Source organism: Myroides sp. LJL116, from assembly GCF_054871685.1.
In genome coordinates this window covers 31,345-55,780 of the sequence record NZ_JBTXLR010000018.1, presented here as the reverse complement: position 1 = coordinate 55,780, position 24,436 = coordinate 31,345, and the positions used below count along the sequence as shown (strand labels likewise).

Genomic DNA, 24,436 nt, shown 5'->3' with positions numbered 1-24,436 from the left:
ACAAAAAAACTGAAAATATATTTTTCCAATGTCTGAGCTTCGCATATTTAGAAAAATACCGAAAATCACACAGAAGTAAAATGCAAAAAAATAGGGCTGTCTCTTTTTCTTTAGAGACAGCCCCTTTTAAAGAGCCGATGGAGGGACTCGAACCCACGACCTGCTGATTACAAATCAGCTGCTCTAGCCAACTGAGCTACACCGGCGTCTAGCCTGAGTTGTAAGGCAATATTTAATTTTCAAATTGAGCCGATGGAGGGACTCGAACCCACGACCTGCTGATTACAAATCAGCTGCTCTAGCCAACTGAGCTACACCGGCATTATGTAATAATGCAAAAGGCTATTAATTACTTTATTTTAAAAATTAGAGCCGATGGAGGGACTCGAACCCACGACCTGCTGATTACAAATCAGCTGCTCTAGCCAACTGAGCTACACCGGCATTATGTAATAATAACCGTAAGGCAATATCTAATTTTTAAAATTGAGCCGATGGAGGGACTCGAACCCACGACCTGCTGATTACAAATCAGCTGCTCTAGCCAACTGAGCTACACCGGCGTTTTTTTATAAACGCAAAAAGAGTAATTGAATTCCTATTTTGAAAATTAGAGCCGATGGAGGGACTCGAACCCACGACCTGCTGATTACAAATCAGCTGCTCTAGCCAACTGAGCTACACCGGCATTATGTAATAATAACCGTAAGGCAATATCTAATTTTCAAAATTGGAGCCGATGGAGGGACTCGAACCCACGACCTGCTGATTACAAATCAGCTGCTCTAGCCAACTGAGCTACACCGGCGACTCATTTTGCGAGTGCAAAGATAGCACGCTTTTAGACTTTTCCAAGCCCTTTAGCGTGTTTTTTTTATCTTTTTTCTAACTAAAGAGCGTTAATTTTATCAACTAATTGACCTGCAACATTTTCCAATTGAGAATAAACTCCTTTAAAATGTGCTTTTTTATTTTCAACCCCTTTTGCATTTACTAAAGAGATCAATTCATCAAACGCAGTTAATGCTTCTTCTTCAATAGCCATTGTTTCTGAAGTTGCTCCAGTTGTCGCCATTTCGTGGATATAGATAGCTTCTAAAATATCACCTAATACATAATGGATATCTTTTTTTAAGTTTTTTACACTTGCCATAATTCCTTATTTTTAAATTAATAATCTGTACAAATCTACAACTTTAATATTTAGATTTTCGTCTTTTATGGAACAAAAATCTCTAATAAAGTAGCTTCACCTTTAATAATAACTCGGCTACAACAAGCAGGTATTAACATACTATCTCCTTGTTGAAAGCTAAATATCTCTCCGTCCAAATCAAAGCTACCTTGTCCTTGCGTACAAATATAAAGATAGAATCGATCTTGGTTTTTGTCTTTTATGTATTGTTTCTTTAGTGGAATAAAGTTAACCGTAAAATAAGGGCAATTCACCACTGAATTGGCTAAATCTTGCTTTTCACTATAAGATATCTCTACCTTCTTAGGGCCATAGTTGATAGCATCAAGTGCATTATCTACATGTAATTCTCGAGAGTTTCCTTCTTTATCTTTACGATCCCAATCATAAACGCGATAGGTAATATCTGAGGTTTGCTGAATTTCGGCCAATAAAACCCCCTTACCAATTGCATGTACGGTACCCGTTTCTATAAAGAAAACATCGCCTTTTTTTACTGGTATTTCATTTAAAATACTTGGTAGAGTCTTCTTTTGCAAATGATCAATATAATCTGAAGGAGTAACTCCCGCTTTAAAGTCTACTACTACACGAGCATCCTTATCGGCTTGCATTACATACCACATTTCAGTTTTACCGAATGACTGGTGCCTCTTCATTGCCAATTCATCGTTTGGATGTAATTGAATAGAGAGATCCTCTTTGGCATCCAAAAACTTAAACAAAAGTGGAAACTTTGTCCCAAATCTGTTATATATATATTCTCCCAAAACATCTTTGGGAAAAGTGGTTATTAATTTATCAAGGCTCCATCCTTTATAAGCCCCATTAGCAACAATACTAACTTCACCAGTAACACCAGATATTTCCCAGCTTTCGCCAACTTGTTGTGAAAACAACTCTTTCCCTAATACTGTACCGAGTTTTTCCCCACCCCAAATTCTTTCTTTGAGTATAGGGTTAAACACTATAGGATACTGAATAAAACTCATATGCTAAATCTCCTGTATAAATATGTAAGCCAAAGTTCACGCACTTTGCCTTAAAAAAATAAGCTACAAATTTACAAAATTTACCTTAGGAAAATAATATTTTAAAATTCTCCTTTGAAAGACACGAAATTTCTAGGTGTTTCGTATAAAACTACCTCTAAATCATTGTCCTTTGGAATAAAATTTCGCAACTTTTGCCATATCACAACAGCAATATTTTCAGCTGTAGGGATCAAATCTGCAAATTCTGGAACATCCAGGTTTAAATTCTTATGATCAAAAGCATCTTCAATATGCAATTCAATAAGATCACTTAAGACCTTTAAATCCATAACAAATCCTGTCATAGGATCTACTTGACCACTAACATGTACAATCAATTCATAATTGTGTCCATGATAATTAGGGTTATTGCATTTACCAAAAACAGCTTGGTTTTTTTGATCACTCCACTCTTTCCTAAAAAGGCGATGTGCAGCATTAAAATGTGCTTTCCTACTTACAGTTAATTTCATGATTATTTCTTTTGTGCTTCGATGAAGTCGTAAAATTCAAAGAAGATAATTTTAAACCATTCGGTGTAAATTTGTGGATTATCCACCATATCTTGCTTAATATCCTCTATAGACATCCATTTCCACTGCGCAACTTCATCCGGATTAATAACAGGTTCGTTATCAAAATAACCTACCATAACATGATCTAATTCATGTTCTGTCAATCCATTATCAAAAGGAGCCTTATAAATAAAACTAAAAAGATCTTTTAATTCTACTTCAAACCCCATTTCCTCTTGAAGTCTTCTTTTACCAGCTTGAATATTAGTTTCTGTTTCTCTTTGGTGAGAACAACAAGTATTTGCCCATAATAAAGGAGAATGATATTTATGAGCAGCTCTTTGCTGCAACATAATTTCATTTTTACTATTTAATATAAAAACAGAAAATGCACGATGTAGCAAAGCTTTTTCATGGGCTTCAATTTTTTCCATTAACCCAATTTGCTCATTTTGTTCATTTACTAAAACTACCAATTCTTGTTTCATATCTTCAATTTATAAGAAATCCAAAAGTACAAAAAAAGATATCCTTAGGCTAATTACTTTGACTCTCTTACAAGTAAAATCCAATAATTTAAGTCATTACTCCTTTTAAAAACCTTTCTAACATCCTACTGAAAGTGATTTTACCCATAATAATGGGCAAGGATCGATCTCACCTTATTTTTTTGTAGTTTTGTAAAGCTGAAATTGACATATAAAATGGAAAGAAAAATTAAATTAATTTGGGATTTTCAAGGCCCTTTTGGCCAGAAAACGGCAGAGCACCATGTAATCCACTTAAAGGAGTATGTAGAACTGGAAAAGTTCGCAATTGACATCATTGACACTCAAGAGTTATCTGCAACCCACCATATAGCTTTTATGGTTGTAAATGATCTTCAAATGAAACAAATAAGAGATGTTTTAAAACCACATAGAGGAGAATTATACCAACCTTAATTTCCATAAGGTTTTTACAAGCTAGAAAGTGGTTTTACCAATGAATTAAAAACAACAAGTCCCAAAATACTTTGTATTTTGGGACTTGTTGTTTTATAGCTTAATTTGCTTCTTTACTGATAAACTGAAGTCGCATTAATCGCAATTCTTCTGTATCATAACTTCCATCAAACTCCTCTAATGCTACTTTAATACTATCTGTTTCAGATTCCATAAAGTAATCGTATATCTCTTCTTGGTTATCCTCATCCAAGATTTCATCTAACCAATAGCTAAGATTTAACTTTGTTCCAGAATATACTATCTGCTCCATCTCCTTTAATAAAGCATCCATATCTAAACCTTTAGCACTAGCGATATCGGTAAGAGCTAATTTACGGTCGACATTTTGAATAATATATAATTTTAAAGCTGAATTAGCTCCAGTGGATTTAACCACTAAATCGTCAGGACGTATAATATCGTTCTCCTCTACATAGGTCTTTATAAGACTTACAAATTCACGACCATATTTTTTTGCTTTCCCTTCACTTACTCCAATAATATTGGCCATCTCCTCCAAAGTAATTGGGTATTTTAATCCCATTTCTTCTAAGGAAGGATCTTGAAACACTACAAATGGTGGTACCCCATGCTTTTTGGCTACTTTTTTACGTAAATCCTTTAAGAGTTGAATCAACACCTGATCTACAGCAGCAACACTTTTATTCATGTTAGCATCTAAATCTTTATCTGAATCAGAGTACACATGGTCTTCTGTCATCATAAAAGATTCTGGATTTTTCATAAAATCTACCCCCTTAGGTGTTAGTTTTAAAATTCCATAAGTCTCAATATCTTTATTTAGTAGACCAGCTACTAGCATTTGTCGGATTAAAGCCATCCAGTACTTTTCGTCTTTATCCTTTCCTATAGAGAAATAATCCTGTGTGTCGGTTTTGTTCGCTTTAATTAAAGCGTTCACTTTCCCTACTAGAGTAAAAACAATTTGTTTGGTTTTATACACCTGCTTAGTTTGTTGGATAACTTGGAGTACTTTTACCGCATTGTCTTTGGCCTCTACCTTAGTCTTAGGATTTCTCACATTATCATCCATATTGGCCCCTTCTCCATTTATCTCGTCGAAATACTCTCCAAAATAATGAAGTAAAAACTTACGTCTTGAAATCGATGTTTCCGCATAACCAACTACTTCTTGCAATAAAGCAAAACCAATCTCTTGTTCTGCAATAGGTTTTCCAGACATAAACTTTTCTAGCTTTTCAATATCCTTATAGGCATAATAAGCTAAACAGTGTCCCTCTCCTCCATCTCTACCTGCTCTACCTGTTTCTTGGTAATAACTTTCTAAAGACTTAGGTATATCGTGGTGAATAACATAGCGCACATCTGGCTTGTCAATTCCCATACCAAAAGCAATGGTTGCAACAACTACATCTACCTCCTCCATTAAGAACATATCTTGGTGCTTGGCTCTAGTTTTAGCATCTAGTCCAGCGTGGTAAGGCACAGCACTAATTCCATTAACTTGCAATACGTTAGCAATCTCTTCTACTTTTTTACGACTCAAACAATAAATCACACCACTTTTACCTTGGCGTTGCTTGATAAAGCGAATGATATCACTTTCTACTTGTTTGGTTTTAGGTCTTATTTCGTAGTATAAATTAGGTCTATTAAAAGAAGCCTTAAAAACATTTGCATCTGGTATTTCAAGGTTTTTTAAAATATCCTCTTGCACCTTTGGCGTTGCTGTGGCTGTCAAACCAATAATAGGTATATCCCCTAATTGTCGAATAATATTTCGCAGATTACGGTATTCTGGTCTAAAATCGTGTCCCCATTCAGAAATACAATGCGCTTCATCAATAGCAACAAAGGAAAGCTTTTCCCCTTGAAGAAAGCTAACATATTCTTCTTTAGTCAAAGATTCTGGAGCTACATATAGTAGCTTAGTAACACCACTTTTAATATCTTCCTTGACCTGATTTACTTCAGATTTAGTTAAAGATGAATTTAAAACATGGGCTACACCATATTCACTTGAAAGACTACGAATAGCATCTACTTGATTTTTCATCAAAGCAATAAGAGGTGATACAACAATAGCAGTACCTTCCAAAACTAAAGCCGGTAATTGATAGCATAAAGATTTCCCTCCTCCGGTTGGCATGATTACAAAAGTATTGTGTCCTGAGATAATACTTTTAACCACATCTTCTTGAAGACCTTTGAACTGTGAAAAGCCAAAATATCTCTTTAACTCCTTGTACAAGTCAATTTCAGTTGATTTCATTATTTTTGTATGGTATTTTACATAAATTTGCAGTACCATAAAGGTACAAAATTTCTTTAGTTCAATCCTAATATTTAACATTCACTAATTTTGGATACTACAAAAACTATATTAAACACAGCAAAACAGACTATTTTATCTGAAAGCCAAAGTGTTAAAAAACTTACGAATTACCTAACAGAGGACTTCTCTTTAGCTGTAAAAACGATTTTAAATTGCCAAGGAAGGGTAATTGTAACAGGAATTGGAAAAAGTGCATTAATTGGCGCGAAAATTGTAGCCACATTTAATTCCACAGGAACACCCTCTATTTATATGCATGCAGCAGAGGCTATGCATGGAGATTTAGGTATAATTCAACCACAAGATTGTGTTATTTGTATCTCTAATAGTGGTAATAGTCCAGAGATAAAAGTGCTTACCCCTTTATTAACGCGTCAAGGAAATACCCTTATTGCTATCACTGCTAATGAAAACTCTTTTCTAGGTAAAGGAGCACACTATGTATTACTGTCTAAAGTAGACCAAGAGGCAGATCCAAATAATTTAGCACCTATGAATAGTACAACAGCACAATTAGTATTAGGAGATGCTTTAGCTGCTTGTTTAATAGAAATGCGTAACTTCGGGCCGTCTGATTTTGCAAAATACCATCCAGGTGGAGCATTGGGTAAAAAATTATTGTTGAAAGTTGCCAATATATTAAAGGACACCAATAAGCCATTAGTGGATAAGGATGCTGATATAAAACAAGTAATTGTGGAAATATCTCAAAAACGCTTAGGTGTAACTGCTGTGGTAGATAACGACAAATTAGTTGGTATTATAACCGATGGAGACTTGAGAAGAATGTTAGAAAAACACGACAATTTCCAAGGAATGACAGCTAAAGATATAATGAGCGTACAGCCTAAAACAATAGAGTCAAAAGAACATGTTTCTAAAGCTCTATCTATTTTAGAAGACAATGCTATTACCCAATTATTAGTGACACAAGAAGGTAAATATGTTGGTATTATTCATCTTCACGACATTTTAAAAGAAGGAATTGTATAAAACTATGATAAACAAAAAACAAAAAAACAAACAAAGCATGTCTTTCTTAGACCATCTAGAAGAGTTAAGATGGTTGTTAGTCCGATCTGCAATGTTCATTTTAGGAGGAGGAGTAGTTGCCTTTTTCTTTAGTGACTTTATTTTTAACAACATCATTTTCGCCCCAAAAAATTCTGACTTTATCACCTACAGACTTTTCTGTAAGGCTTCGCAGCATTTTAATTTTGGAGAAGGCTTTTGTGGAAATGAACTTCCGTTTGAAATTCAAAACAGAACCATGGACGGTCAATTTTCCGTTATTATATGGACCTGTATTACAGCCGGATTTATTCTAGCTGTTCCTTTCATCTTAATGGAGATTTGGAAATTTATAAGCCCCGCATTATATACTAATGAGAAAAAGTACGCACGTTTATTTATTGCAAGTTCTTCCTTATTGTTTTTTATAGGAGTTTTATTTGGCTACTTTTTAATTACGCCATTATCCATAAACTTTTTAGCCAATATCCAAATCAGTGATATTGTAAAAAATCAAATTGACATCAACTCCTATATTAGTTTAGTTAAAACAACTTCTATTGCATGTGGTCTGGTTTTTGAATTGCCAATTATAATCTATTTCTTATCGGTAATGGGCTTAGTAACTCCCGAGTTCTTAAGAGAATACCGCAAGTATGCAATTGTTTTAATTTTAATTATTGCAGCTATTATAACCCCACCAGATGTAGTGAGCCAAATAATAGTTTCAATTCCTTTGCTTATTTTATATGAACTTAGTATTTATATTTCTAAATTCGTGCAAAAGAAAGATAGTGGTACTAATCAAAAAGGATTAACCAAACAAAATTAACCATGAAATTAAGAGCCGACAATATTGTCAAGATATATAAGAAGAGAAAGGTTGTTAAAGGGGTGTCTGTTGAAGTAAACCAAGGAGAAATCGTTGGTTTATTAGGACCTAATGGAGCAGGAAAAACCACTTCTTTTTACATGATTGTAGGTTTAGTAAAGCCTAATAGTGGAAACATATATTTGGATGACACCAATATTACTGACTTCCCTATGTATAAAAGAGCCCAACATGGTATTGGGTATTTAGCACAAGAAGCCTCGGTTTTTAGAAAATTAAGTATTGAGGATAATATTTTAAGTGTTCTTCAATTAACAAAGCTATCTAAGGCAGAACAAATTCTAAAAATGGAATCTCTGATTGAAGAATTTAGCCTAGAACATATCCGAACAAACCGTGGAGACTTATTAAGCGGTGGGGAAAGAAGAAGAACTGAAATCGCTAGAGCATTAGCAACCGATCCGAAATTTATTCTTTTAGATGAACCATTTGCGGGAGTAGACCCTGTTGCTGTGGAAGATATTCAACGAATAGTGGCTCAGTTAAGAAACAAAAACATAGGTATTTTGATTACTGACCACAATGTTCAAGAAACATTAGCCATTACTGACAAGACCTATTTAATGTTTGAAGGAGGGATTTTAAAGGCTGGTAAACCAGAAGAATTAGTAGAAGATGAAATGGTAAGAAGAGTTTACCTGGGTCAAAACTTTGAGCTAAGAAAAAAGAAAATTACTTTTTAATACTTTTACTTCTATTTAAATATCCCACACACACAAAATTGGCTATGTGACCAAAATTTTCACATTTCTTTTTTTTGACAATCTTAAAATTTTATATTTGCACAAAAACTAATGAAAAATAAATCCTTTTTTAAACTTTTAACTGCGCTTTTTTGCATTGTACTGCTTAGTTCATGTGCACAAAAGGAAGCGTTTGTTTACTACCAAGATATTGATACAGTATTATTAGAAAATGCTTCAAACACAAACTTTCAAACTAGATTACAACCTGATGATCTATTAATGATTGTTGTTTCAGCTCAAGATCCTGAATCTGCTATTCCTTTTAATTTAATGAATACTATGACTGCTAGTCCAACTCAACCGGAAGGTGCTGGGCAAATGAAGCAGCAACTTTACCTTATCGACAATCAAGGAAACATAGAGTTTCCAGTTTTAGGTAGTATTAAATTAGGTGGTTTAACCCGTAGTCAAGCAATTGAATACTTAAATGAGGAAATCAGCCAATATATCAACCACCCTATTATTAATTTAAGAATTGTGAACTTCAAAGTAACAGTTCAAGGAGAAGTTAATAAACCAGGGGTACATACTATAACAAGCGAAAGATTAACTTTAATGGAAGCTATTTCTTTATCTGGTGATATGACTATCTATGGTAAAAGAGATAATGTATTAATTATTCGTGAGATCGATGGACATAAGATTCCCATTCGTGTAGATATGACTAAGTCAGACTTTATTACCTCTCCTTATTATTATTTAAACCAAAATGATATTGTATACGTAGAGCCTAATAAAACAAGAATAAACTCTTCTGTAGTTGGACCAAACTTAACAGTAGGTATTTCGGCCTTGTCTTTACTTGTAACTATAATTGCATTATCCGTTAAATAATTATCATGGAAAATAAGTTTGATAACAATGATGATACGAATATTAATATTCGTGAAGAAATTGAAAAATACATAATACATTGGCGTTGGTTTGTACTAAGCATTATTATTGCTTTAGCATTGGCCTTCGTTTACCTTCGTTTTACACAAAAAACCTATAAAATCAACACCACTATTATCGTAAAAGATGAGAAAAGAGGTGGTGGAATTGCTTCTGAAATGGCTGCTTTCGCAGATCTTGGGATGCTTTCTGGTGGTAAAAGTAATGTAGAAAACGAAACCCAAGTCCTTAAATCAAGAAACCTTACTGAAAGAGTAGTAAGACGCTTACAATTAAATATTTCCTACATTAATGAAAGCAAGTTTATTGCTAGTCAAATGTATGAAGACAGCCCAATTAGCTTCAACTTTGTAGATAGAGTATTTGACTTTGATAAAATCAAATATGAGTTTTACGTTAAAAACTTACAACAAGACTCTTTTGATCTATATGATGATAAAAAAGAGCTTATTGGAACTTATCCATACGACACTCCTTTCCAAACTATTTTAGGCCAGCTTATTGTTACTAAAAATGAGCCAGCACGTATCCCAACACTAGATACTTTAAAACAAATAGAAGAATTAGAAGAAAGCGAAGTTGTAACAGAATTACTAGTACAAATCACTCCTATTCAACAAATAGTTGATGCTTATATTAGAAATGTACAAATTACTCCTACGGATAAATTCTCTACTGTCTTAGATTTATCGATGGTGGATGCTACTCCAACAAAAGCAATTGATTTCTTAAACAACTTAGTAAATCTATACAATGATGCTGCTATTGCAGACAAAAGATTTGTATCAGAGAAAACTTCTGAATTTATTGAAACTCGTTTAAAGTTAATTACAGAGGAATTAGGAGATGTTGAAAAATCTGTAGAAGGCTATAAAGCTGTTAATGCTATAACAGATATTCCAACAGAACTTGGCTTAATTCTAGAGAATGCAAATTCTTATGAAAAACAAATTATTGCCAACGAAACAGAATTAAAGGTAGTTTCTTCTATGATTGACTTCTTATTAAAGAGTCAACCAAATGAACTAATCCCTGGAAACATTATTCAATCGGATGCAAATTCTAATAGTTTGATCAATCAATATAATCAGTTGATTTTAGATCGCAATAGAATTAGTGGTAGTTCAACCAATAGAAACCCTGCTGTTATAAAATTGGATAGCCAAATCGCCTCTATGAAAGCTTCTGTGATGGAGAGCTTAAGAAACTTAGAGGGTAGTTTAAAAATAACACAAAGAGAATTAAACAATAAAGAAAGAGACTTACGTTCTAAACTTGCACAAGTTCCTAGACAAGAACGTGAATTCCGTATTATTGATAGACAGCAAAAAGTTAAGGAAGCTATTTACCTTTATTTATTCCAAAAAAGGGAAGAAACTGCTATTGCACTTGCTGCAACAGACCTTAACGCTAAGGTAATTGATAGTGCAAGAAGTTCAGATAAACCAGTTTCACCAAAGAGTGCAATTGTATTATTGGCTGCGTTAATTTTAGGTTCCCTTATTCCTTTTGCTATTATCTATCTTCAAAACTTACTGGATACTAAAATTAAAACCAGATTGGATATTGAGCACAACTCAAACGTTCCATTTATTGGAGACATTCCACACTCGGATGACAATAGTAAGATTGTAGATATAACAAGTAGAACTAGTACTGCAGAGGCGCTTCGTATCATTAGAACCAACTTAGAATTCATGCTAAATAGAGTTCCTAAAGGACAGGCTAAAATGATCTTTTTAACCTCTACTTTCCCTAAGGAAGGAAAAACGTTTACCTCTGTTAATACAGCTGCAACTATTGCTTTATCAGGAAAGAAAACGCTTCTAATTGGTTTAGATTTAAGAAATCCTCGTTTAGATGATTACATCTTATTACCACAAAAAGGAGTATCTGATTACTTATTACATAAAGAAGACAATATCCATAAATATGTAGTAAAAATCGATGGTTACGAAAATCTTTATGCACTTCCTGCAGGAACAATTCCTCCTAACCCGGCTGAATTACTAATGGGAGATGCTATTGGAGAGATGTTCGAAACTTTGAAGAAAGATTACGACTATATCATTGTAGATACTGCTCCAGTTAGTCTTGTAACTGATACTTTATTAGTTGCTAAATATGCAGACACATTCGTATATGTTTGTCGCGCAAATTACCTAGATAAACGAATGCTACGTTTACCAAATGATTTATATAGAGAAAACAAATTACCAAATATGTCTATCTTATTAAATGATACTATTACAGGAAGTAGATTTGGTGGATACGGATACGGTTATGGGTATGGATATGGTGTAGAACACGATATCGAAAATGCTAAAAAACCATGGTGGAAAAGCTTATTTCCTTTTCTATTCAAAAAATAAATAAATCCCAAGATTTAAAAAAGGTCTTTCTATACTATATAGAAAGACCTTTTTTTTATCCCTCTCCTATTCAAGGAAAGCCTAAACGAAAAATAAAAGTGTTAAACCCAAATAAAATAGACAAGCTTTTTTCCATCTATAAATACAAATAGTGCTTATCTATTGTAGAAAATCAAAGAAATAATACTTATAAAAGCCTAAGTCAATATAATTAATCATATAATATTTACTCTTTATAAGTAAATCAACAAAATATTAATTATAAAAATAACAATTTAAAAATATTACAACACTGTAATACTAAATCAATAATTCTAAGGCTAGAACAGGCAGTATTACTACATTTCTTCTAACAATTTAGTATATTTGCTTTATACCGCTTAATGGTATTTGACTAATTTAGTTACTATTTTAATATATATAAGATGAGCCAAAAATCTAAAATTATTTACACACTAACGGACGAAGCACCGATGTTAGCTACTTATTCTTTTTTACCAATCGTACAAGGATTTGCAAAAACAGCTGGCATAGATGTAGAAACTCGTGATATATCATTAGCAGGACGTATTCTAGCTAACTTTCCTGAATTCTTAAAAGAAGATCAAAAGATCTCTGATGCATTACAAGAATTAGGTGATTTAGCAAAAACGCCAGAAGCTAATATTATTAAGTTACCAAACATTTCAGCTTCTTTACCTCAGTTAAACGCTGCAATTAAAGAATTACAAGCTCATGGATATGCTGTTCCTAATTATCCAAGTGAACCAAAGACAGAGCAAGAAAAGCAAATCAAAGCCGCTTATGCAAAAGTTTTAGGTTCTGCAGTAAATCCTGTTCTTCGTGAAGGAAACTCTGACCGTAGAGCTCCTAAAGCAGTTAAGAACTATGCTAAAAAACATCCACACTCTATGGGGGCTTGGTCAAAAGACTCTAAAACTAGAGTTGCTTCTATGCAAGATGGAGATTTCTATGCAACAGAAAAAGCAGTAACAGTTGAAAATGCTGGTAAATACAAAATTGAATTTCTTTCAAAAGACCATAGTACTTCTATCTTAAAAGACTTTGCAGATTTACAAAAAGCAGAAATTATCGATTGCTCGGTAATCAATCTAAAAAAATTAAAAGCTTTTGTTGCAAAATGTAAGCAAGAAGCAAAAGACCAGGGAATCTTATTCTCTACACACCTTAAAGCAACTATGATGAAGGTTTCTGACCCTGTTATCTTCGGTGCTGTTGTAGAGGTATACTTCCAAGAAGTTTACCAAAAATATGCAGAATTATTTGCAGAGTTAGGAATCAACCCTAACAATGGTTTAGGTGACTTATATGCTAAAATCGCTGGACATGCTTTAGAGGCTGAAATCAAAGCATTAATTGAACAAACAATTCAAAATGGTCCTGATATCGCTATGGTTAACTCAGACAAAGGAATTACAAACTTACATGTTCCTTCTGATGTTATCGTAGATGCATCTATGCCTGCAATGATTAGAACTTCTGGTCAAATGTGGAATAAAGAAGGTAAATTACAAGATACTTTAGCTATTATCCCAGACCGTAGTTATGCAGGAGTTTATCAAACAGTTATTGAAGACTGTAAGTTAAACGGTGCGTATGACCCAACAACAATGGGATCTGTTCCAAACGTTGGTTTAATGGCGCAAAAGGCACAAGAGTACGGTTCTCATGATAAAACATTCCAAGCTCCAGACAATGGTTCTATCGTAGTGAAGGATGAAAAAGGAGATACTATTTTCTCTCAAGAGGTAGAAAAAGGAGATATCTTTAGAATGTGTCAAGCTAAAGATGCACCTATCCAAGACTGGGTTAAACTTGCTGTAAACCGTGCACGTTTATCTAATACACCAGCTATTTTCTGGTTAGATAAAAATAGAGCTCACGACCAACAGTTAATTCTTAAAGTTAACCAATACTTAAAAGATCACGATACAACTGGATTAGACATTCAAATCTTATCACCTGTTGAAGCTACTAAAGTAACTTTAGAAAGAATCCGTAAAGGATTAGATACTATTTCTGTTACAGGTAACGTTTTAAGAGACTACTTAACGGATTTATTCCCAATTTTAGAATTAGGAACATCAGCTAAAATGTTATCTATCGTACCTTTAATGAATGGAGGAGGATTATTTGAAACAGGTGCTGGAGGTTCTGCTCCTAAGCATATTGAGCAGTTTATCGAAGAAGGATACTTACGTTGGGATTCACTAGGTGAGTTCTTGGCATTAGGAGCTTCTTTTGAGCACTTAAGCCATACACAAAACAATCCTAAAGCTCTTATCTTAGCAGAAACTTTAGATCAAGCAACTGCAATGTTCTTAGATAATGACAAATCACCTGCACGTAGAGTAGGATCTATAGACAATAGAGGTTCTCATTTCTATTTAGCTTTATATTGGGCACAAGCATTAGCTGCTCAAGATAAAGACCAAGAGCTAAAAGCAATCTTTACAGCAATTGCAAAACAAATGCAAGAGCAAGAGCAAACTATTAACCAAGAGTTAATCCAAGCTCAAGGTAAAGCACAAGAAATTGGTGGTTATTACCAATCTAATGTAGAGGCTACTTCTAAAGCTATGCGACCAAGTAAAACTTTAAATAGCATTATTGATTCTATCTAATTCTAGCTATTTAAACTATCATAAAAAAAACCCATCTATAATTTATAGATGGGTTTTTTATTATAATATGATATGATATAATATACTTATAACTGTAATAACTCTCTAGCATGCTCTAAAGCACTACTTGTGATATCCTTACCGGATAACATAGTTGCTATTTCTGTAATACGCTCCTTTGGGCCTAAAGCGATAATAGAAGAAGTGGTAGTGGTAGAATCAGAGGTTTTAAAAACCTTATAATGCTGATTACCTTTAGCTGCAATTTGAGGTAAATGGGTGATAGAAAAAACCTGCATATGCTTACTCATCGAAAACATAATATGTCCCATTTTATCGGCTATCTCACCAGATACTCCCGTATCAATTTCATCAAAAATAATAGTAGGTAAACTAGAATACCTAGCTAAAGTAGCTTTAATAGCTAACATAATTCTTGACATCTCCCCTCCTGAGGCAACTTTCTTTAATAAACCATAGTCCATTCCTTTATTAGCAGAGAATAAAAGTTGTATGTGGTCTTTTCCGTTAAATAAAAATTGGTCAGAAGCATGAAATTCGAATCGAAAACTAGAATTAGGCATACCTACTAAAGTAAGAATCTCTAAAATCTGCTCTTCTAAAACAGGTACAGCTTGTTTTCTTTTAGTAGTTAACTCATTAGATAACTCTTCTAAAGAAGCCTCCAATTGACCTACTTTTATCTTTGTTTGTTCTATATCAGCTTCTAGATCACTAGCTAAAAATGCCTTTGAACTCAATTCTTTTTCTATGTGTATTAACTCTTCAACTGTATTAACCTGATGCTTCTTCTGAAGGGTATATAATAGCTGTAATTTACTATTGATAAGGTCTAATTGCTCTGGATCTTGTGCCACTCCAAAAGAGGCTTGCTCTAATTCATTGCATATATCCGAAAGCTCGATTTCAACACTATCTATCCTATCCCAAATATCTTGGTAAGCTTTAGAAACACCGCGGATTTTACCCATAGCAGATTTTAAATCCTTTAGATTAGGTAAAATACCTAATTGTTCCTGCTCTACAATGCGAATACTATGTCCTAAGTTTTCTAAAACTAGTTCTACATTAGTAAGACTTTGTAATTGTTCTTCTAGTGCTTCCTGATCTAAATGACTAAGTTCAGCTTGTTCTAATTCTTGTAGTAAAAAAGAATTATAATCCTGCTCTTTTAGAAGATCTTCTCTTTGCTGTTCAAGTGAAGATAAGGTTTTATTAAGTTTTTTATATTTTTTTAATTGATCTTGATACTCTAGCAAAACACTTTCATTATTAGCTACTGCATCTAAGATATGAATTTGATAAGCTTGTTCCTGTAGTTCTCCTGTCTGGGCTTGGGAGTGAATATCAATTAAAACACGACTAAGTTCTTGTAAATCATTTAAATTTACAGGACTATCATTCACAAAAGCACGTGATTTACCAGAAGGCAAAATTTCGCGACGAATAATAGTTAACTCCTCGTAATCCAATTCTAACATTTCAAATAAGTTCTCCAAACGATATCCCTTGACACAAAAATGTCCCTCAATGATACATTTTTCTTGCTTATCTTTTAAAGAACCTAAATCAGCTCTTTTACCTTGTAGTAATCCTAAAGCACCTAAAAGAATACTTTTACCTGCCCCAGTTTCACCAGTGATAATTGAAAAACCATTAGAAAACTCAATTTCTAATGCATCAATTAACGCAAAATTTTTAATTGTCAGTAATGTTAACATATAAAAATAACTTAGTTTGACTATAAACTATTCCATTTACTAGTATTCAAAGGAGATAATTTTTTAAGTAAATCTACTACCTTTTTTTTATTTGGATCACTAATCCCTGTATATAAATTTTGTAATTCTGTAGTTTTGGCATCAAAGAATACACGCATCAAAAAAGAATTTCCTTTAGTGGAATGCAACTTATTGAGTTCTACAAGACTTTGATATATCCCATCCCTACCAAGGGTATTATCCTGTGACATCACATCTAGTCCTTTGCGATGATATACATAAAGAGCTTCAATAAATTCGCTATAGGAATTAGAAACTAAGTCGTTAATTAAATAATAACGATTAGCATTACCATCAGCTTGCTTCCAGCCTTTATAATTAGACTGTTGAGCTGAATTCACAATACTAGCAGCACTTTGCAAATAAGCATTTCCTTGATTAGACTTGAAAGTATCTGCATCTAATCCAATGATAAGATTAGCATAAAACCCTATCAAATTAGTTAGGTTAGAATCGGAAGAATTCGGGTTAAACACTAAATTCTCAAACTCTATATAACTAAAAGTAATGTCTTTATCATTAAAATTTAAAACAGGAGTAGAATAAGTAGTATTAAAAACTGGTCTAGTACTTTGTACTTGTAATGTACCACTTACTATATTGTTATTTAAACTACTAACATTTAAAATAAAAACGCAATCGATTTTCTCTAATGCGCTATATCTCCTACTTCCCCATGAGGTATTATTGATGAGTTCTCGTAAAGACTTTTCTAAAGTAGTAAAATAAGAAGCATTACTATTACCTAATTGGCTATAATTAATATTTACTGTAGCATTAAGTTCTTGCCCGTAGGAGCACAAGGAATTTAATAGTATAATAATTAGCCAAAAAAGTTTATTCATAATGTTTAGCGATTTTTTCAACGATGTCCTTTGCAACTTCTTCTTTAGATTTTAATTCCATAGGTTCAATATTAAAATCTTTATCAATAAAGGTAACTTTATTTGTTGGTTTTCCAAAACCAGCCCCTTTATCATTTAAAGAATTTAATACAATTAAATCTAAATTCTTTCGCATTAGTTTGCCTTTAGCATACTCAATTTCGTTTTGTGTTTCTAAAGCAAAACCAATTAAGAATTGTTGTTTTTTGATTTCTCCTAAACTAGCTAAAATATCTGGATTCTTTTCTAATTCAATAGTAAAGGTATCACTGTTCTTCTTCATCTTTTGATCCATCACAGTAATAGGGCGATAATCCGCCACTGCTGCGGCTGCAACCATTACTTGTACATCATTGAAGTAGCTATGGCAAGCATCATACATTTGCTGAGCACTAACCACAGGTATCACAGTAATATTAGGGTGATCAATTTTCTGGTTAGTAGGACCACTAACCAAAATAACCTTAGCACCTTTTTGTGCTAATTCATAAGCAATATCAAAGCCCATTTTTCCAGAAGAATGGTTTCCAATAAAACGTACTGGATCAATAGCTTCATAGGTAGGCCCTGCAGTAACTAGTGCAGTAATATTAGCTAAAGTAAGATTGTTGGCTAAATCTTTGTTTAAAAAATCAAGAATATTTTCAACCTCTGCCATACGTCCTTGCCCAATTAGCCCACTAGCTAAAGGTCCAAACTCCGCTGGTATGATCTTATTGCCAAATTGGCTTAAAGATTGTAGGTTTTTATCTGTAGTTGGATGGATATACATATCCAAATCCATAGCTGGAGCAACATAAACAGGACATTTAGCAGATAAATATATTGCCATTAATAGATTGTCACAGATTCCATTAGCCATTTTTGCTAATGTATTGGCTGTAGCAGGAGCTATTAAAATTAAATCTGCCCAAAGAGCTAAATCTACGTGATTGTTCCAAGTCCCCTTATTATCAGCTGTATTGAAGAAATTAGTATATACAGGCTTAGTAGATAAAGTAGATAAGGTATAAGGGGTAACAAATTGATGAGAAGCAGGTGTCATAATTACTTGAACCTCGGCACCTGCTTTTATAAGTAAACGTACTAAGTTTGCCGTCTTATAAGCGGCAATTCCACCAGTTACACCTAGTATTATTTTTTTTCCGCTTAATAGTGACATTAGCTTAGTATTAAATTATTTTACAACTTCTTTAAAACTTACTCTTCCTTCTAACCACTCTTCTAAAGCTAATGCATGTGATTTAGGTAATTTTTCGTAAAATTTTGATACTTCGATTTGTTCTTTATTTTCAAAAACTTCATCTAAACTATCGTTGTAAGTAGCGAACTCTTCTAACTTCTCAATCAATTCGTTTTTAATCTCCGTATTGATTTGGCTTGCTCTTTTAGCTATGATTGTAATAGCCTCATAAATATTTCCTGCAGGCTCTTCAATTTGGCTCTTATTGTAAGTAATTGTATTTACCGGAGCATTTGTTTTCTTTAAATCCATCTCTATCGCTTAAATTATTTTGAAAATTTCTCTAATTCTTTATTAATCTCTTCCATCATGTCGTCTGCTTTTGGCCTAAATACACCATCTGGTTCAAAGCGAACCAAAGTTTCATACATAAGCTTTGCATTTTTCAAACGCTCTTCTTCTTTACTTGCTACACTATTCATAGCCAATTTATGGGCTGAATCTAACTTATAAAAAAGTGCTTCTTCCTTAAATTTAGTTCCTGGATAATCATAAATGAAGTTGTCTAATGCAATGATTGCAGCTCCATAATTACGAGTCCATTCTCCAATTGTATTTAGATGCTTCGCATTTTCGAAAGCTTTCTTTTCTAACTTTTCATTCAGACTTACCATCATTGAGTTTGCTTCAAAAACATAGTCAGAAGTAGGATATTGATCAATGAATCTTTGTAATTTTTCGATTAACTCATATGTTTCATGTTGATCGAAAGAATATTCTCTTGATAAAGGAAGTCCACTTTTGATTTCTTTCAGCAATGCTTCTTCCCTTTTTTCACTTCTAGGATAACTTGCTGCAAAGTTTCTATATCTAGGTCCTGCTGTTTGGTAATCCTTTAAAATGTAGGTTGCTTCCGCAAAATTATAATACATTTGTTCTGCATCAGTACGACCTCTCATTGGTGCTTCTAATTGCTCATATAAACGCAATGCACGTCTATACTTCTTTTGTTCGAAGAAGTCACTGGCTACTTCTTTTTTTAATTCCATATCCTCTGATTTCAAGGCTTGTTGCAATGGACTACATCCTGCAAGTGTAAGCATCAAAAAAGATACCCCGATATATCTTCTCATATAATAGTAATATTATTAAACAAAAGTTCCCTATTTATTTTCAAAGGAAAGCAAGTGCAAATTTAGTTATATAATTGCATTATACAAAAACCTTTTTATACTAAAAAGAAAAGATGTCATTAAAAATGACATCTTTTGCTAATTAACTGCTTTATAGGCCACTAAATACAGTAGACAAGGCCTAAAAATATCTCTTAAATTTATTTTTTTAGAAATTTTGACCCTCTAAAAAATTAGAAAATATCTATTTACAAAGCATTTCGAATTCATTTTGAATTCTTTGCCCTAAATTTTGGTCTATATTTACTAAAGGTAAACGAAGTTCATCTGAACAAACATTTGCTAACTTCAAAATATGTTTAATACCTGCAGGATTACCTTGTTCGAAAATCATATCCATTATAGGCATTAATTTATAATGTAAATCAAATGCTGCTTCTACTTGTTTGTTTAGTCCTAGGCGAATCATTTCCGTAAAAGTCTGTGGAACTCCTTGTCCGATAACAGAAATTACTCCAGATCCTCCAGCTAATGTCATTGGTAAAGCTAGTGCGTCATCTCCAGAAATAATTAAGAAATCTTTTCTTGTATTTTGACGGATTAACTCCATTGCTTGTACAATATCTCCAGCTGCTTCTTTTATAGCAACTATATTATCGAATTCATTAGCAAGGCGAATTACAGTACTAGGCAACATATTGCTACCTGTTCTACCAGGAACATTATACAATATAATTGGCAAAGGACTATTAATAGCTATTTGTTTAAAATGCTGATAGATTCCCTCTTGTGTTGGTTTGTTATAATAAGGAGAAACAGATAAAATTGCTTGAAAACCTTCTAAATTTCCAGTAGTTAATTCCTCTACTACTTCTTTAGTATTGTTTCCTCCAACTCCTAAAACCAAAGGTAATCTTCCTTGATTAGCATCAACTACCACCTTCTTTACTAACTCTTTTTCCTGTTTACTTAAAGTAACAGATTCCGCAGTTGTTCCTAAAACAACTAAATATTCTACTTTCCCTGAAATAGAATATTCTACTAATTTTTGTAAAGCCTCTACATCGACACTTTGGTCTTTTTTGAAAGGGGTAACTAAAGCTACTCCTGTTCCTACTAATGATTGCATAACTTATTTGTTATTGGTTATTGGTTTTTTAAACCTTTTATATATTCTAAAAGTACTTCTATAAATTGTTTTGCATTTAAATGACTAAGGCGAACTTCTAAATGAGAAATAGTTCTATCATTTTGATTTACTCCTACTTTGAATTTTGCCTTGGATAATAAAGTAACATATTCTAAAACCGGGTTACTTTCTTTATAAAAGCCAATAAGCATATCAAAAGGATAATTCATAAAATCGACAATCTGCTGATCAATGCATTCTCCTGAGTAATCAAAACTGTGGATTTCCACAAACTTATGTACTTTCTCCTCTTGTTCTTTACTGCGTTTTCCAAAAACGACAACATCTGTTTTAAGATTCTCCTTAGTATTGCTATGCAAATACCCTAAGAGATCATCTAACTGTCTTATATGCTGCTGATCGATTAGCAATCCTATTGTTTTAATTTCAAAATTAAAACAATCTGGAAGGCTAGCCAACTTTGATTTACGTACAATTTTCTTAAGGGAATTGTTCTTCCATACTTGGCTTAACATATCTATTGTTTTTTGTAAAAATACAGAAATAGAAATTCAAAACTCAGCTTTTTAACACGGTTTTACTTTATCATATCGATAAAATCCTGCTCGCTTAAAATAGTGATTCCTAATTTATTAGCCTTTTCTAATTTTGAAGGCCCCATTTTATCCCCAGCTACTACAAAGTCTGTCTTAGAAGAAATTGAACTTCCATTCTTTCCTCCATGGTCTTCAATACTTTGCTTGATTTGATCCCTTGTCATTTGAGTGAACACTCCAGAAACTACAATTGTCTTACCTAATAAAACATCAGAAACAACAGTAGATTCTTTTTCCTGTACTTCCATCTGTACACCATAGTCCTTTAAACGTTGAATAATTTCTCTGTTTTGAGCACTACTAAAAAAGTCAATCACACTTTGAGCAATGCGCTCCCCTATTTCATCTACTTCAATTAGATCTAAAAATCCTGCATGAGCTAAAGCATCAATGTTTTTATAATGTTGAGCTAGTTTCTTAGCAACTGTCTCACCAACGAATCGTATTCCAAGACCAAATAATACCCTTTCAAAAGGAATTGTTTTAGAACCTTGAATTCCATTTATTAAGTTTTCTGCAGATTTTTGTGCCATACGATCTAAGGGTAATACTTGATCTATAGTCAAATCATATAAATCGGCATAATTTTCCACCAAGTGATTCTTACATAAAAGGATAACAGTTTCCTCACCAAGCCCTTGGATATCTAAAGCTTTCCTAGAAATAAAGTGTTGAATTCTACCTGCTATTTGAGGTGGACACTGAGAAAAGTTTGGACAATAATGTTGAGCCTCTCCAGGAGTACGTTTTAAAGCTGTCCCACATTCTGGACATTCTTTTATATAAACCGTCTTTACAGAGTCCTGAGCGCGCACTTCAACATTAACACCTACAATTTTCGGAATGATTTCTCCTCCCTTTTCAACAAAAACCTTATCGTTTACTCTAACATCTAGTTTTGCGATTTGATCGGCATTATGCAAAGAAGCACGTCTTACAATAGTCCCTGCTAATTGCACAGGCTCTAGGTTAGCCACTGGTGTAATTGCACCTGTTCTTCCTACTTGATAAGTTATTGACTCCAAAGTAGTCTCTACTTGTTCTGCTTTAAACTTATAGGCGATAGCCCAACGTGGAGCCTTGGAAGTAAAACCTAACTCCTGTTGATCTTGCAGATCATTAACTTTAATTACTACACCATCGGTTTCATAAGGCAATTCAGACCTATGTTTATCCCAATATTCTATAAAGGCAATAACCTGATCTAAAGAACTAACTAACTTAGACACATTAGGAACTTTAAAGCCCCATGATCTAGCTGATTCTAAAGAATCCATTTGACTAGAAAAGGGCAAATCACTTCCTACTACATTATATAATAAACATTCTAATGGCCTTTTGGCAACCTCAGCACTATCTTGTAGCTTTAAACTACCCGAGGCCGTATTTCTAGGGTTTGAATAAGGCGTCTCGCCCATTTCAATTAAAGCGCGATTCATTTTTTCAAAACCTTCAAAAGGTAAAACTATTTCTCCACGTATATCAAATAAGGCAGGATAGTTACCCTTTAAAACTAGCGGTACAGACTTTATCGTGCGAATATTAGCTGTTACATCATCTCCTTGTGTACCATCTCCTCTAGTTACAGCTCTAAGTAGAACCCCATTCTCATAGGTAATACTAATAGATGCACCATCGTATTTTAACTCACAGGTATACCCAGTTGGAATATGCCCTAGAACCTTTTCTAAACGCAGTTCCCAATCCTTTAAATCCTCCACAGAGTAGGAGTTATCTAAAGAATACATACGATGTTGGTGTTCTATTGTTTTAAAGTTTTTAGTTATTTCTCCACCTACTCTTTGAGTTGGTGAATTCATATCCATATACTGTGGATATTGTTTCTCTAAAGCCTCTAACTCTTTTAACTTTTGATCGAATTCAAAATCACTAATACTCGGAGTGTCCAATACGTAATATTCATAATTATACGTATTAAGCTCAACTCTTAAAGACTCCATTTTATCTTGTATATTCATAGAAAGTCTTATAATTTCAACATTTCTTTAAACTGATTATACAACACTCCATCACTAAGGATGGCTCCTTGTTGAATAATGTCGAAAATTTCTTTGTTGCGATCCTCACCAAAATCCTTACTACCATATTTGATCTCAACCTCAGCTGTAAAAACAGCATCACTTAACCATTGTAAACCTTCTTTTGTTAGAAAATCTATATCTTCTTGCAAAGTTTTAATTACAATAGTATGTATGGTTTTGTCATTAAACCCAAATAAAAATAAGTGATTTTTAGAATAATGCTCTAAAAATTCAGCTTTGTTTAAAACCCCTTCCCATATCAAATCAGAAAAAACATCTAATTCTTGTTCTGCAACCTCTGGTTTTGAAGCTTTAATATTATCCCACTCCTTTTTATCGATTTGTTGTGAGGCTAAAAAATTGATAAATTCAGGATGTAATTCTTCAAATTGCTCCTTTGTAAGTCGAGTATATTTCATAAAACTAAATTTTAAAGTTCAAAAATACTAATTCTACCATAGATTCCCTACTGATTAAAATACATATCAAATAACTTTTGCGTATTTCTATCTAAAGTTCTTTAAAAAAAAGACAAAAAAAAAGCCCTCTAAAATTAGAGGGCTTTTCTTATATATAATCAATGATTATTCTTGCTCAGGGATTACTTCGTATTCCACTTCAACAATTACATCACGGTGTAAACGAACACTAGCAGTATATTTACCAGTACGTTTGATTACTCCAGAAGTGATGAATTTTTTATCAACTTGCTGACCTTCTTTAGCAAAGAACTCTGCTAAGTCTTGGTTAGTAACTGATCCGAATAATTTCTCTCCACCAGCTTTAACACTGATTTTGATATCTAAAGCTCTTAATGCTTCTGCAATTACTTGTGCATCAGCGATAACTTTAGCTTCTTTGTGTGCTCTTTGCTTTAAGTTCTCAGCTAATACTTTCTTAGCAGAAGGAGTAGCTAAAACTGCAAGTCCTTGAGGAATTAAATAGTTACGACCGTATCCTGGTTTAACATTTACGATATCGTCTTTAAATCCTAACTTTTGTACGTCTTGTTTTAAAATAAGTTCCATAGTTTCTGCTT

General features: G+C 33.3%; 22 protein-coding genes and 6 tRNA genes. 7 read left to right on the top strand and 21 right to left on the bottom strand.

What is annotated here, in order from left to right; genetic code table 11:
* Positions 1–132 precede the first annotated feature (132 nt).
* The 10 genes from ACYSNM_RS12080 to idi form a co-directional block, all read right to left on the bottom strand.
* Positions 133–206, bottom strand: a tRNA-Thr gene (locus ACYSNM_RS12080).
* 41 nt (positions 207–247) lie between these two features.
* Positions 248–321: transfer RNA gene (locus tag ACYSNM_RS12075), tRNA-Thr, on the bottom strand.
* Positions 322–370: 49 nt separating this feature from the next.
* Positions 371–444: transfer RNA gene (locus tag ACYSNM_RS12070), tRNA-Thr, on the bottom strand.
* Positions 445–489: 45 nt separating this feature from the next.
* Positions 490–563: transfer RNA gene (locus ACYSNM_RS12065), tRNA-Thr, on the bottom strand.
* A gap of 51 nt (positions 564–614) precedes the next feature.
* Positions 615–688: transfer RNA gene (locus tag ACYSNM_RS12060), tRNA-Thr, on the bottom strand.
* Positions 689–731: 43 nt separating this feature from the next.
* A tRNA-Thr gene (locus ACYSNM_RS12055) sits at positions 732–808 on the bottom strand.
* Positions 809–889: 81 nt separating this feature from the next.
* The gene (locus ACYSNM_RS12050; protein WP_461753650.1) at positions 890–1,153 is read right to left on the bottom strand and encodes a hypothetical protein; all 264 of its coding nucleotides are present in this window, start codon (positions 1,151–1,153) and stop codon (positions 890–892) included.
* 65 nt (positions 1,154–1,218) lie between these two features.
* Positions 1,219–2,187: a type I phosphomannose isomerase catalytic subunit gene (locus tag ACYSNM_RS12045; RefSeq protein ID WP_461757139.1), complete on the bottom strand. Its 969-nt coding sequence runs from the start codon at positions 2,185–2,187 to the stop codon at positions 1,219–1,221.
* Positions 2,188–2,288: 101 nt separating this feature from the next.
* Positions 2,289–2,702 carry a 6-carboxytetrahydropterin synthase gene (locus tag ACYSNM_RS12040; RefSeq protein ID WP_461757138.1) on the bottom strand — a complete coding sequence of 138 codons (414 nt, stop codon included), beginning with the start codon at positions 2,700–2,702 and terminating at the stop codon, positions 2,289–2,291.
* A 2-nt stretch (positions 2,703–2,704) separates the two neighbouring features.
* Positions 2,705–3,232, bottom strand: coding sequence for an isopentenyl-diphosphate Delta-isomerase (idi, locus tag ACYSNM_RS12035; RefSeq protein ID WP_461757137.1), 528 nt, complete (start codon positions 3,230–3,232; stop codon positions 2,705–2,707).
* A gap of 216 nt (positions 3,233–3,448) precedes the next feature.
* On the opposite strand from idi, the gene ACYSNM_RS12030 reads away from it, so the two are divergent.
* Positions 3,449–3,688: a hypothetical protein gene (locus ACYSNM_RS12030; protein ID WP_461757136.1), complete on the top strand. Its 240-nt coding sequence runs from the start codon at positions 3,449–3,451 to the stop codon at positions 3,686–3,688.
* 100 nt (positions 3,689–3,788) lie between these two features.
* On the opposite strand, the gene recQ is transcribed toward ACYSNM_RS12030, so the two are convergent.
* On the bottom strand, positions 3,789–5,984 hold the full coding sequence (gene recQ, locus ACYSNM_RS12025) for a DNA helicase RecQ (RefSeq protein WP_461757135.1): 2,196 nt from the start codon (positions 5,982–5,984) through the stop codon (positions 3,789–3,791).
* Between the two features lie 90 nt (positions 5,985–6,074).
* On the opposite strand from recQ, the gene ACYSNM_RS12020 reads away from it, so the two are divergent.
* From ACYSNM_RS12020 to ACYSNM_RS11995, 6 genes are all read left to right on the top strand, one after another.
* The gene (locus ACYSNM_RS12020) at positions 6,075–7,040 is read left to right on the top strand and encodes a KpsF/GutQ family sugar-phosphate isomerase (protein ID WP_461757134.1); all 966 of its coding nucleotides are present in this window, start codon (positions 6,075–6,077) and stop codon (positions 7,038–7,040) included.
* A gap of 37 nt (positions 7,041–7,077) precedes the next feature.
* A complete protein-coding gene (tatC, locus tag ACYSNM_RS12015) occupies positions 7,078–7,890 on the top strand; it encodes a twin-arginine translocase subunit TatC (RefSeq protein ID WP_461757140.1) in 813 nt (270 codons plus the stop codon).
* A gap of 2 nt (positions 7,891–7,892) precedes the next feature.
* Positions 7,893–8,633, top strand: coding sequence for an LPS export ABC transporter ATP-binding protein (gene lptB / locus ACYSNM_RS12010; protein WP_461753657.1), 741 nt, complete (start codon positions 7,893–7,895; stop codon positions 8,631–8,633).
* 111 nt (positions 8,634–8,744) lie between these two features.
* Complete coding sequence (locus tag ACYSNM_RS12005) at positions 8,745–9,530, top strand: polysaccharide biosynthesis/export family protein (protein ID WP_461757133.1); 786 nt, start codon at positions 8,745–8,747, stop codon at positions 9,528–9,530.
* Between the two features lie 5 nt (positions 9,531–9,535).
* Complete coding sequence (locus ACYSNM_RS12000; RefSeq protein ID WP_461757132.1) at positions 9,536–11,962, top strand: GumC family protein; 2,427 nt, start codon at positions 9,536–9,538, stop codon at positions 11,960–11,962.
* A gap of 425 nt (positions 11,963–12,387) precedes the next feature.
* Positions 12,388–14,607 (top strand): NADP-dependent isocitrate dehydrogenase, encoded by a 2,220-nt coding sequence (locus ACYSNM_RS11995; RefSeq protein ID WP_461757131.1) that lies wholly within the window; start codon positions 12,388–12,390, stop codon positions 14,605–14,607.
* 86 nt (positions 14,608–14,693) lie between these two features.
* On the opposite strand, the gene recN is transcribed toward ACYSNM_RS11995, so the two are convergent.
* The 10 genes from recN to rplI form a co-directional block, all read right to left on the bottom strand.
* A complete protein-coding gene (gene recN / locus ACYSNM_RS11990) occupies positions 14,694–16,349 on the bottom strand; it encodes a DNA repair protein RecN (protein ID WP_461757130.1) in 1,656 nt (551 codons plus the stop codon).
* Between the two features lie 20 nt (positions 16,350–16,369).
* Complete coding sequence (porD, locus tag ACYSNM_RS11985; RefSeq protein ID WP_461757129.1) at positions 16,370–17,254, bottom strand: type IX secretion system protein PorD; 885 nt, start codon at positions 17,252–17,254, stop codon at positions 16,370–16,372.
* A complete protein-coding gene (gene coaBC, locus ACYSNM_RS11980; protein WP_461757128.1) occupies positions 17,247–18,455 on the bottom strand; it encodes a bifunctional phosphopantothenoylcysteine decarboxylase/phosphopantothenate--cysteine ligase CoaBC in 1,209 nt (402 codons plus the stop codon). The genes porD and coaBC overlap by 8 nt, the downstream gene beginning before the upstream one ends.
* A 15-nt stretch (positions 18,456–18,470) precedes the next feature.
* Positions 18,471–18,788 carry a DNA-directed RNA polymerase subunit omega gene (locus ACYSNM_RS11975; protein ID WP_461753664.1) on the bottom strand — a complete coding sequence of 106 codons (318 nt, stop codon included), beginning with the start codon at positions 18,786–18,788 and terminating at the stop codon, positions 18,471–18,473.
* 14 nt (positions 18,789–18,802) lie between these two features.
* Positions 18,803–19,609, bottom strand: coding sequence for an outer membrane protein assembly factor BamD (locus ACYSNM_RS11970; protein ID WP_461757127.1), 807 nt, complete (start codon positions 19,607–19,609; stop codon positions 18,803–18,805).
* A 244-nt stretch (positions 19,610–19,853) separates the two neighbouring features.
* Entirely contained in the window at positions 19,854–20,738 is an 885-nt protein-coding gene (gene dapA, locus ACYSNM_RS11965) for a 4-hydroxy-tetrahydrodipicolinate synthase (RefSeq protein ID WP_461757126.1), read from the bottom strand.
* Positions 20,739–20,755: 17 nt separating this feature from the next.
* A complete protein-coding gene (locus ACYSNM_RS11960) occupies positions 20,756–21,274 on the bottom strand; it encodes a DUF6913 domain-containing protein (RefSeq protein WP_461757125.1) in 519 nt (172 codons plus the stop codon).
* Between the two features lie 62 nt (positions 21,275–21,336).
* Positions 21,337–23,334, bottom strand: coding sequence for an NAD-dependent DNA ligase LigA (gene ligA / locus ACYSNM_RS11955; protein ID WP_461757124.1), 1,998 nt, complete (start codon positions 23,332–23,334; stop codon positions 21,337–21,339).
* An 8-nt stretch (positions 23,335–23,342) separates the two neighbouring features.
* The gene (locus ACYSNM_RS11950; protein WP_461757123.1) at positions 23,343–23,816 is read right to left on the bottom strand and encodes a DUF6495 family protein; all 474 of its coding nucleotides are present in this window, start codon (positions 23,814–23,816) and stop codon (positions 23,343–23,345) included.
* A gap of 165 nt (positions 23,817–23,981) precedes the next feature.
* Positions 23,982–24,425, bottom strand: a complete 444-nt coding sequence (gene rplI, locus ACYSNM_RS11945) for a 50S ribosomal protein L9 (protein ID WP_461757122.1) — start codon at positions 24,423–24,425, stop codon at positions 23,982–23,984.
* Positions 24,426–24,436: the final 11 nt, after the last annotated feature.